Below are 7,712 nucleotides of genomic sequence, written 5' to 3'. Positions count from 1 at the left end.
GCTGCTGGCTGCTGGCTGCTGGCTGCTGGCTGCTGGCTGCTGGCTGCTGGCTGCTGGCTGCTATTATAGTTAAGTTATTGATATTAGTCAAGTTTTTGTCCGGGTTTTAACTCGTAAGCTGCAGACTTTAGCGACCACTCGGAGTCGTGAACATAAGGCATTTCTGAGTTTGTTTTCGGGGATGCCAGCACTCATTGGTCAAAATTAGAAAAATAAATCCGTCCCCTTTTCGCTTAAAACTCCTGCCACCTTCAACCCACTTGCTCGAACCGCCGCCGCTTCAGGAACAACCCCACCCCCAGTGCAACGGCAAAGATCGACAGCAACCCCAGGTCAAACCCAAACAAGCGGATTTGGCTCGCTGCAACGCAGCCAACTGCACCTATCGCTATCAGCAGTACCCCTAACCATTTACGAAGCGGGTACGACTTAAGAAACCGATCGAGCAGAAAGAACAGCACCAGAGCAACGACCAGTTGGGTAATGTCAGACATGTGTTTCTCCCGTCAGGTCTTGATGATCAGTGTCGAGGCGGTGCGTTGCGGGCCGATGCCGCCATTCACCTGCGCCTCAATGCTCACCAGTACGTCGCCTGCATGATAGGTGGGCAGGGTTTCATTCACATACATGCGCACACCTGCGCCGACAGGGGCACCCACGTAGGGGGAGGCAACATAAGAGGTAGCGCCAGCGAACGCCGAGGCCGCAAGGTTGGCGATTTTGGTGCGTTGGGTGTTGAGAACATCGCCCTGTTGCCGGGTCAGCGGCTTGGAGATGCCGATCATCATCAGGCACGGCAGGTTCTTGGCAAGCATCTTGTCGTACACCTCGACGACCTTGCGGTTGACCTCGTAGTGGGCGCTTTTTGCTTCGCCAAAATGCAGCTCGCGCAGGCGTCCGCGTTCGCTGTCGGTGAGGGTGATCTGCGAGACGTTGAACACGATCCCGTGATTGCCCATGTATTGGAAAGTCCCTTCGAACTTCATCGCACGCATCCTTTCGAGCCAAAGGCGGGGATTGTCCAGAAAGCGCGCGCTGGATTCAAATCATTTCACCTGGCTGGCAAGGTGCGTTACCCACCGTGAGGTGCTGACGGACATAAATGGTCGTACTGGGGATAAAGGGGACGGGATAAAGCGGGATAAGGGATAAAGGGGACTAGGATAAAGGGGACTGATAAAGGGGACGGATTTATTTATCCGTTTCGCTTGCAGACAGTAATCGAGGAGGTGGCGGTGCGCGGTTTGAGGCGACGAGCTGCGAACGATGCTTGATCGGTTAAGGGGCAGAATGGGGCGATCCGTAAGGCATTCGGCGTGTGGTTCCAATGAAGCGGAACAACGGTCGGAGTCACGCACGAGTTGTGTTGGTTGCAAATGTGCATTCCGAGCCTGTTTTCAACGCAGTATGCTCGTCGCACAGGCATTTTCCGTACAAGATCTAAGGGTTGAAGGCGTTTGGCCATTAGCACAAGCGTGCTATTTGATCCTGCCCACCCACGGCTCATATTATTCCTCCTGAATTACAGAAATCGGGAAAGGACCTCCATGGGCTACAGACTTCCACCCCCTTGTCGATGGCTGGCTATCTTGGCCATGGCCTGCAGTACCCCGGCCATGGCCGAACAAGCCTCGGGCGACTACTGGATCATCTACGGTAAAGGGGAGCGCCTGCACAACGAGGTGTACGTCGCCGATGCCGCCGGCATCATGCAAAAGCCTGGTGGCGTGCAATCGGTGCAGGTCATGCAGTTGTTCGAAGACCCGGCCTTCCCGACCCTTGCCGCCTATGAGGTGCAGGTCAAATGCAAACAGCGCCAGATCCGCCTGGATAGCGCCCGGGCGATACGTCGCTTCGACGGTGCGGTGAAGGATGTGAAGACCAATATCCACGGCTGGGTCGCACCGAAGGACTACTGGTTGCAACGCACCTTTGCCTTCGTCTGCGCCCCAGATAACCGCACGCGCAACCAGATGTTGCCGATCGGCAAGATGCCGGCGGCACGGATGGTCGCCACCATCCAGGCCATGTTCATTCAGTTGATCGGTGTTCAAGCCAACAGCCAGGCGGTGCAAGAACTGGACGACATGCTGGGTAGCAGCGCCCGATGAGCGCACGTCCTCTGCTGCTTCTCAGCTTGCTGCTACCGACTCTGGTCGGCTGCATCCCGACCCTGCCGGAATTGCGCGCCAGCCACCAATGGCAGGGGCGCGACGCCAAGCAGGCCATCGACTTCTTCGGCCCGCCCGGGCGCATGGAGCCGTTGGCCAGTGGCGGAGGGGTGCAGTTGGGCTGGTACCGCGACACCACCTATGTGCGCCAGGAAGTGGTCGGCAGCACCGCCGAGCGGCAAGGCAATGTGATGGTCCACACCAATTACTGGGACGACGTGACCCATCCTGGCGGCTGCACGATCCTAATGACAGTGGACAAGGCACGACAGATCAGCGACTTCTCCATCAAGGGCCGCTGCAACGGCGTGAACCTGGCGCCGTAGCAGTCCTGGAGAAAAGCAGGAAGGCTCGTGGGGCGGGCTTGTCCTGCGTTGCAGTGCCCCGACATTGGTCAGCCATCGCGAACCTTCTTTACTTGCTGGAACACCCCTTGCCCCCGGTGTACGCCCATGAAGATTGTGGTCACCAGCATCCCCGTCGGCGACCAGGCCGAAAGCTGCAGTGAGTGAATTGTTCAGAAAGTCGAAAGGGACGCAGCTATCAAAAGGCAGCTAACCTTATGCCGCTCGCTCAGCCGGGATTTTCATAGCAGCCTTTACCGGGGGAATTGCTTCCGGCTTGGGTGAGCGCTTTGACTTGGTTGATGGGCTAGCGTCTTTAGCAAGTTTCATCGCCTGCCCCGGAGAGCATTGATGAAGTTGAGTGTTTTTATAGATCCATGGTTTTTGGTGGGCGTCCCTTCTTTGGTGTTTGGTTTGTTTTTCACGTGGCCGGTCCTGCTCGGGCTCGGCGCTTCGCTGCTTGTTTGTTCATTTGTCAGCAAGTAAAGGAGGGTTCTCATGAGCGCTTACTGGAATGAAGTAGCTGATTTAGTTCGGAAGGTTTCCAGCGCGGGGAAGTGTCTGGAAGACTTTCTTCAGCGTGTTCCTGATCCATGGAAGGCGGCTGACAAGAAAGAGTTTTCTGTTCTGCATGCTGACCTCCTGCATGCCCAGCAAGCCTACTCGTCATTCGAACACTCCAAGCTTGATGTTTGATTTTGCAACTATTCGATTTTTAGGTAACGATTGACTGCCTTCCCCATCCCGCCCTCAATTTATCCCGGCCAACCGAGCTGAAGCCACATAGACAGTCATCTGAAAAGGGGCAAAGGGTATGGGCGTTTTCGACTACAAGGGCATGACAGGCGAGCACGCCAAGGCGCTGTTGAACGACGCCTTGGCTTTATCCGAATACGCTTATGACTCCACCGGCCAACCTCTGGCAACCGGTGGCTGGGCGCCTATTGGTGCGCAAGCCCTGGGCGTGACGCAGAAAGTGGACAAGCAAGGCACCTTTTGGGGTGAGACCGCATTGGCGCCTTCCGCCAATGTCGAGATTTTGGGGCAGTACGATGGCGTTGGTAAGCTGATTGCCATGGGGATTGCCTTTCGTGGCACTTCCTTTGCCCTGACTTGGGATGGATTGGGCGACGTGGCCAGCGACCTGGCTGCCGCCGCACTTCCCGGATACGCCGCCAATTACGCCAAGTACGCCTTCAGTGCCTTGTTGGAAAACGTCGCCAGCTACGCCACGAGCCAGGGCTTGACCGGCAAGGATATTTTGGTCACCGGCCATAGCCTCGGCGCACTAGGGGCCAACAGCTTGGCAACCTTGAGCCGCGATTACTGGGGTGGCTTCTATCAGGATGCAAACTACGTGACCTTTGCCTCACCCACTCAAGGCTCGGGTGATACACCGGTCTTGAATATCGGCTACGAGAATGACCCGGTGTTCAAGGCCATTGATGGTAAAGGCATCAACACCTCGGCACTGTTCTGGGGTAACGATAGGGCTTGGGATTCGGCCGCCAACAACCTGGTCAGCTTCACTGATAATTACGCCTCGTTCTCGGCACATTTACCCAATAGTCTCAACTGGGGAGTTGCCAAGGCTCACTCCCTGGTCGGCTATATCCAAGGCATGGAGCGTATCGCGTCCTCGGATTTCTACGACCTGACCAGCAAGGATTCGACCATCGTCGTCTCCAGCCTTACAGAGGTCACGCGTGAAACCACCTGGGTGCAGGACCTGAACCGCTACGCTGAAAAACACACCGGCAATACCTTCATCATGGGTAGCGAGGGAAACGACCTGCTCAAGGGCGGAGCTGGTAATGACTTCCTGGAAGGTGGTGCCGGCAATGACCGTTTTCGCGATGACGGTGGCTACAACATCATCCTGGGCGGCCAAGGCGATAACGTGTTGGAACTGCAAAAGTCACTGGCCACCTTCAGCTTTGCCAACGACGGCGATGGCACGCTGTACATCAACGACGCCTATGGCGGCATCAGTATGACCCGCGATATCGGTGCGCTGGTGAGCAAGGAAGCCTCCTATATACCGTGGACTTCAATCCCCTGGGGCTCCTATGACATCACTTATCAAGTAACCGGCAACGGCCTGCTGGCCGGTACCGACTTGACGCAATACGCGACGTCCGCCAAAGGCGATGCGCAGGACAATGTCCTCACCGCTCATGCCGCTGGCGATTGGTTGTTCGGCTTGGGCGGCGACGATCACTTGATCGGTGGTCAGGGCAATGATGTGTTTGTCGGCGGGGCTGGTAATGACCTGATGGTTTCGGGCGGTGGCAGCAACACCTTCCTGTTCAACGGCCTCTTTGGCAATGACCGGATCGAGGGTTACCAGGCCAGCGATAAACTTGTGTTCATGGGCATTCCTGGCTTGAACCAGGATTACGATTACCGCTCTTATGCCTCGACGTTCGAAGACAACACGGTGCTGTCCTTCGGCGACAATTCTGTGATGTTGGTGGGCGTGGACATGACTCAGTTGAATGGGGCGGGGGTTTTCATTTCCTAAAGCAATCGGGGCAGAGCACCGCAGGTGGCAATGGGTGATCTGCTCCACTCTTGAATCCCCCGTAGATCAATGCTCTACGGGGGATTCCCTTGGGTTTTTCGAGATAAGCGTTAAACCAGGCTGATCATGTCTGCGCTCAATTGCGCCGCGCTGAAGCCTACCAATGTGACACTGCTGTCGCCTGCCAGGATTATGCTGTCGCTGCCGTTCTGGGTGGTGGCGCCAAGGACAGCGTCGGTGGTGGCAAACAACGATTTGGAGAACACCAACAGGTCGTTCCCGTTCTGATGGATGTTGAAGTCGCTGATTCGGTCCTGGCCGAACCCTCGCTGATCGAACACAAACTGGTCGCTACCCACGCCGCCGCTGAGTTGGTCGTTGCCCAGGCCACCGATCAGGATGTCGTTGCCACTACCGCCATACAACGCATCATTTGCGGTACCGCCCAGCAGTGTGTCGTTGCCATCGCCGCCGTGCAGCAGGTCGTTGCCGGCGCCACCTTCGAGCCTATCATTGCCGCCCTGGCCGAATATCAGGTCCCGTGCGGCGGTGCCTTTGAGGATATCGTCCAATGGGCTGCCCTCAACGGCTCTGGAGTAGGCTTTGTCGGCGCCGAACAGGCCTTCGAAGTCCAGTTTGCCGCTGGTGACTGTGTAGGCTGGAGTCAGTGCCTGCCCGATACCGCTGAAGATCCCACCGATAAAAGGCAATTGCCCGAGTGCGCTGGCCAGGCCGGTTTCGAATTCCACATGCTCGACGCCGTGCAGTTCCTTTAGGCCGTACTGGCCACTGGTATCGTTGAGAAACAGGGTGCCGTCACTCAGTTTCACGGCTTCGTAGGAAGAGGCTGCGCCCTTGAGGAAGACTTTGTCATTGCCATCACCCCCTGAGACGATATCGGTTCCGGTGCTGACCCGGAAGCTGTCGTTGCCACTGAACCCGTCAAGGAAATCATCGCTGCGACCGTCTTGCAGTTTGTCTGCACTGTCGATGCCCAGCAGGAAGGCCGGTGTGCCGAAGTGGTTGGAGGTGGCGGTAGCCTTGTCGCTCACCCAGGTAAAGCTGCGGCTGATGGGGTCGAGGTTGCTGATGATTACAGTGCTGTCTCGTTCGATGTGGTCGTAGAACGTCGATTGGCCTATGCGCTGGATGGGATTGATAAAAATCCCCTCCAGGTGAGCCGCCCACCCACTGAGGTTGGCAATGGAAAATGGGCCGTTGGGCCAGGTGGGCAGAGCATAGATCGTGTCGAACAGTACGATGTTATCGGTGGTGGAGGTGTAGCTGGCGTCGCTGCCTTTGAGGGCGTCGATGATGGCGCTGCCCACATTGGTTTCCTGGCCAATGAGGCGGTGGACTACATCATTTTCGAAGCCGAAGTTGAAGATTCCCTCGCTGTTGCTGGATTTGGGCGACTCCATGCCGAAGTAGTCCGAATCCTTGAAGAAACCGTCTGCCAGCGTTTCCTTGCCCAGGTACATGCTGTTGGTTACCGAACCGCCTTGACTGTAGCCGGTCACCAGCACGTCCTTGCCGCTCAGATTGTGGTCAATAGCGTAGTTCTTGATTGAATCGAGCAGGTAGTCATAGCCGCGGATATAAGAGTTGTCGATCATTGCCGGCCAGCCCAGCAGGTCGACCGGGGAGTTGGTGCCGGCAATGGAAAAGCCCATTTTCAGCAACTGGCCACTGTCGTCGTATTGGCCGAAGACCCTGGCCTGGGAGCCGAATACGTTCTCGCCCGTAAAGCTGCCTGTCAGGTCGGTGTGACTCTTGTCAACGTCCAGTTCGTTGGCACCGATCTCGCGCCAGCCCTTGGGCAATGCAAAGGTATTGCCCTCTCCCAGGACTAGCCCAGGGAGGTTGTAGAGGGCACCTACGGTGGCGACGCCACTGGTGTAGGTGGCGAGGTTCCAGGCATCTGAAATAAGGCCGCGGGCGTCTTGCCCCTTGTAATCGAACATAGCCATTTACTTTCTCCTATGGCCCGACGACCAACACCGATGGTCGACGATGAAGGCTGATAAGTCGGGCTAAACAAACGTGCATTGAAGTTGTTTTTGTGCGTTTGGTTCAGGTTGCTCCCGGTCGTCAATATCGGCTTTGACTATAAGTGAGCCAGACAACCCTAACTTATCAATAAATAAAGTTGTACTGAAAAAAATACCGGTGATCGGATGGTGCTGAAGTTCAGGTGCCTGAAAGAAACCTGTCATTACTTAATTGAAATGTTGGGTGCGCACGATGGTAATGATCGTCAGAAATTGGCGTTGCGATTTACGTTATTGAAGTGGGTTTTTATGAGCGTAATAGATTGATAGGTATGGGGTTTATAATTTTTCGCTGTTGATGGTTCTGTGTTGAAGAATATTTGACTGGGTTGGTTTTGTTGTGACTAGCCGGTCAGCTTGATGTCGTTTATGGTGGTGTTTGTTGTGATAAATTAAATTGGTTAAGTACTCTGTGGCGTCTGCCGAAGTATTACAGGTGGAGGGTGTCGGCTGTTGCTCGGTATCGCAAAAAATGAAACTATTGATCGGTTTTATCCAGTGGCCGATAACGGCTAATTCGGCTGGGTATTTGTATTAAACCGTACTCGGCTCGGCGGTAGAACAGTAGCTAGGGATGGTCTGAAGTAGCCATGTATTTCCCCGGCATACCACCTAGCGCAAC

General features: G+C 55.5%; 7 protein-coding genes. 4 read left to right on the top strand and 3 right to left on the bottom strand.

The features are described from left to right. Positions 1 to 251: 251 nt before the first annotated feature. Both KL786_RS20400 and KL786_RS20395 read right to left on the bottom strand, forming a co-directional pair. Positions 252 to 494 (bottom strand): hypothetical protein, encoded by a 243-nt coding sequence (locus KL786_RS20400; protein WP_215518780.1) that lies wholly within the window; start codon positions 492 to 494, stop codon positions 252 to 254. Between the two features lie 12 nt (positions 495 to 506). Continuing rightward, on the bottom strand, positions 507 to 986 hold the full coding sequence (locus KL786_RS20395; RefSeq protein ID WP_032860840.1) for a hypothetical protein: 480 nt from the start codon (positions 984 to 986) through the stop codon (positions 507 to 509). A gap of 609 nt (positions 987 to 1,595) precedes the next feature. Here KL786_RS20395 and KL786_RS20390 point away from each other — a divergent pair. The 4 genes from KL786_RS20390 (at position 1,596) to KL786_RS20375 (ending at position 5,039) form a co-directional block, all read left to right on the top strand. Next, on the top strand, positions 1,596 to 2,111 hold the full coding sequence (locus KL786_RS20390; RefSeq protein WP_139115615.1) for a hypothetical protein: 516 nt from the start codon (positions 1,596 to 1,598) through the stop codon (positions 2,109 to 2,111). Further along, on the top strand, positions 2,108 to 2,497 hold the full coding sequence (locus KL786_RS20385; RefSeq protein WP_215518779.1) for a hypothetical protein: 390 nt from the start codon (positions 2,108 to 2,110) through the stop codon (positions 2,495 to 2,497). The genes KL786_RS20390 and KL786_RS20385 overlap by 4 nt, the downstream gene beginning before the upstream one ends. Before the next feature lie 516 nt (positions 2,498 to 3,013). Further along, positions 3,014 to 3,211: a hypothetical protein gene (locus KL786_RS20380; RefSeq protein ID WP_065942287.1), complete on the top strand. Its 198-nt coding sequence runs from the start codon at positions 3,014 to 3,016 to the stop codon at positions 3,209 to 3,211. A gap of 118 nt (positions 3,212 to 3,329) precedes the next feature. Beyond that, positions 3,330 to 5,039 carry a polyurethane esterase gene (locus tag KL786_RS20375; RefSeq protein ID WP_215518778.1) on the top strand — a complete coding sequence of 570 codons (1,710 nt, stop codon included), beginning with the start codon at positions 3,330 to 3,332 and terminating at the stop codon, positions 5,037 to 5,039. Positions 5,040 to 5,149: 110 nt separating this feature from the next. Here the strand turns inward: KL786_RS20375 and KL786_RS20370 are convergent, their stop codons facing one another. Beyond that, positions 5,150 to 7,009, bottom strand: coding sequence for a calcium-binding protein (locus KL786_RS20370; protein ID WP_215518777.1), 1,860 nt, complete (start codon positions 7,007 to 7,009; stop codon positions 5,150 to 5,152). Positions 7,010 to 7,712 lie beyond the last annotated feature (703 nt).

It is taken from the genome of Pseudomonas sp. TAE6080, from assembly GCF_018732265.1.
Classification (GTDB): domain Bacteria; phylum Pseudomonadota; class Gammaproteobacteria; order Pseudomonadales; family Pseudomonadaceae; genus Aquipseudomonas; species Aquipseudomonas brenneri.
Note: the sequence above shows the minus strand (reverse complement) of the source record. Positions and strands in the feature narration are given on the sequence as shown.